The following is a 2,573-nucleotide window of genomic DNA, read 5'->3' as shown; positions in this document are numbered from 1 at the left end:
CACACCCACCGGCACGGGGTGCTGATTCGCATCCAGCACGTAGACCCGACTGTTGCCGACGGGACGACCAATCGGAATCCCCCCCTCGCCCACGCTACGGATTTCGTGCGTGGTGGTGAACGTGGTCGCTTCCGTCGGGCCATAGCCGTTGAGCAGATGCTGCGGTGCGCCATCTTTCAGGACCCGAGCGATCACCGCCGGATCCAGCACGTCACCGCCCACGATCAGGTAGCGCAGCTGTTTGAACACCGGCAGCATGCCGTCGGCGTACTGGTGGAACAGGCCAGCGGTCATCCACAGCACGCTGACCGATTGCTCGGTCAACAGCGCGGCAAAGCGCGCCTGGTCCAGCAGCACGTCCTGATTGACCACCACCACGCAACCGCCATTGAGCAACGGCGCCCAGACATCCAGGGTACTGGCATCGAAGGCCGGGTTGGAAGCGAACGCCACCCGGTCCCGGGCGTTGAAATCCGCGTAGCCGTTGTTGATCACCAAGCGGTTGATCGCCCGATGTGGCACCAGCACACCCTTCGGTGTGCCGGTAGAACCGGAGGTGTACATGATGTAGGCAACCGCTTCGGCGCTCTGGGTCAGGTCGAGGTTATCGGCGGACTCGTCAAGCTCGACGGTATCCAGGTCGACACGCACAGGGCCTCGCGTCGCGGTCGTGGCACTCAGGGTCAGCAGCACCCGCGCCCCGCTGTCTTCGATCATGAACTGCTGGCGTTCCAAAGGCGCGCTGACATCCAACGGCACGTAGACGGCAGCGCATTTGAGCACCGCCAGTTGGCTGACCAGCAGCTCGATCGAACGCGCCAGCCCCAGCGCCACGCTATCGCCCGGCTGTACGCCCAGGCCGACCAGATGACGGGCCAGACCGTTGGCCCTGGCGTTGAGCTCGCTGTATGTCAGGCATTGCCCATCCTGTACCACGGCGATGGCATGGGGACGGACCTCGGCTTGAACTTCGAACAGGCCGCTGACCGCCTGGTCCTGCGGATAAAAACGCCCGGTCGTGTTGAAACCCGTCACCACCTGCCGATGCTCGGCAGGCGAGAGAATTGACAGCCTGTTCAACGGCGTCGACGGCGCCTGTTCCAGGGATTCCACCAGGTTATCCAGGGCAATATGCATGGAATCACACACCCGCTGAGCGCCGATCTGCGGCACCGCCAGCGCGCTCAGGTGGAAACCTTCGCCCAGATCGTCCACCGACAAGGTCAGTGGATAGTTGGTGCGCTCTTCATTGCTCAAGGTCTCGATGCCCTCCCAGCCGGCCAGCGCCTGGCTCGAACTCGCCAGGCCAGCGCTGTGGCGATAGTTGAGCAAGGCACTGAACAGCGGCATCGGCGCGACCACGCCGCTGCAACGCTGGGCCAGGGCCAGGGACGCGTGTTCATGGCCCAACAGGCCGGTCAGTCGGGCGTGGGTGGCTTTCACCCCCTCACGCACACCCTGGGTGCCCACCTCCACGCGCAACGGCAAGGTGTTGATGAACATGCCCAGCGCCCGGTCGGCACCGTCGCCGCCTTGCATCCGGCCCATCAGCACGGTGCCGAATACCACGTCGTCCTTGCCGGACACGCGACCCAGCCACTGTGCCCAGGCCAGGTGAACCAGGCTGGCGGCACTGACGCCCAACTGACGGGCCTGAGCCCTGAGACGCAGGCTCAACGCCCCGTCGAGCGGCCGGCGGGCTTGCTCGATATTCCCTCCGTCGCCCTGTACTTCCCGCACACCGAACGGCAAGGTCGGCTCGTCGACATCACCGAGCATCTCGCGGAAGAACCCTTCATGCTCCTGCTCGCTCACACCCAGACGGGCCTGCGCCACATAGTTACGATATGGCACCGCCGCCAGTGGAACGGCCTCACCCAGCAGATGCGCCTGCATTTCGTGTTGCACCACCTCCATGGCGGTGTGATCCAGCGCCATGTGATGGAACAGCAATACCGCGACCCAACGCCCATTGACCGCATCTTGCGCGAAAGCCAGACGTAGCATGGGGGCCCGGGTGATATCGAGACGGTAATGCCGTGGATCGAAGCGGTCCTGCAACTGTGTCGCGATATCCCCCGCAGCGTCTGCCAGCACCACCTCTTCCACCGTCAACTGCGCTTGACGCCAGACCACCTGTACCGGTGTGTCGAATCCTTGCCACACCACACTGGTACGCAGGATGTCGTGGCGGTCGATGACATGTTGAAGTGCATCGACGAAGGCTGTCAGCCGGTCACGACGCTTCAGATCGAAGAGTATCTTCAGCACATAGGGATCGCCCTGTTCGGCGGCCAGATGGTGATAAAGGATGCCTTCCTGCAACGGCGCCAGCGGGTAGATGTCCTGTACGTTGCGCGCACCGCCCGGCACCGTCGCGACGATCCGGTCAATGGTCTCCTGCTCAAGCGCCATCAACGTGAGCATGGCCGGCGTGATCCGTTCACAGTCGGCCGCAATCAGGTTTTCGGGGACCGCAATCTCCTTGCCACTGCCGATGGCCGCCGCCAGCGCCGCCAGGGTCGGCTGGCTGAACAGCACCCGCACATCGGCACTCAGGCCGACCTGGCGCA

1 protein-coding gene is annotated in these 2,573 nt (G+C 64.0%); it reads right to left on the bottom strand.

Annotated features, from left to right (window positions below):
* Nucleotides 1-2,573: AMP-binding protein (locus BLP82_RS29855; RefSeq protein WP_139198015.1), on the bottom strand; the 2,573-nt coding region annotated here is incomplete at both ends.

Origin of the sequence: Pseudomonas sp. NFACC37-1 (assembly GCF_900101575.1) — a bacterium.
GTDB classification, from domain to species: Bacteria; Pseudomonadota; Gammaproteobacteria; order Pseudomonadales; family Pseudomonadaceae; genus Aquipseudomonas; species Aquipseudomonas fluorescens_AA.
The sequence above is the reverse complement of the archived record's forward strand: the minus strand, read 5'-3'. Positions and strand labels throughout refer to the sequence as shown.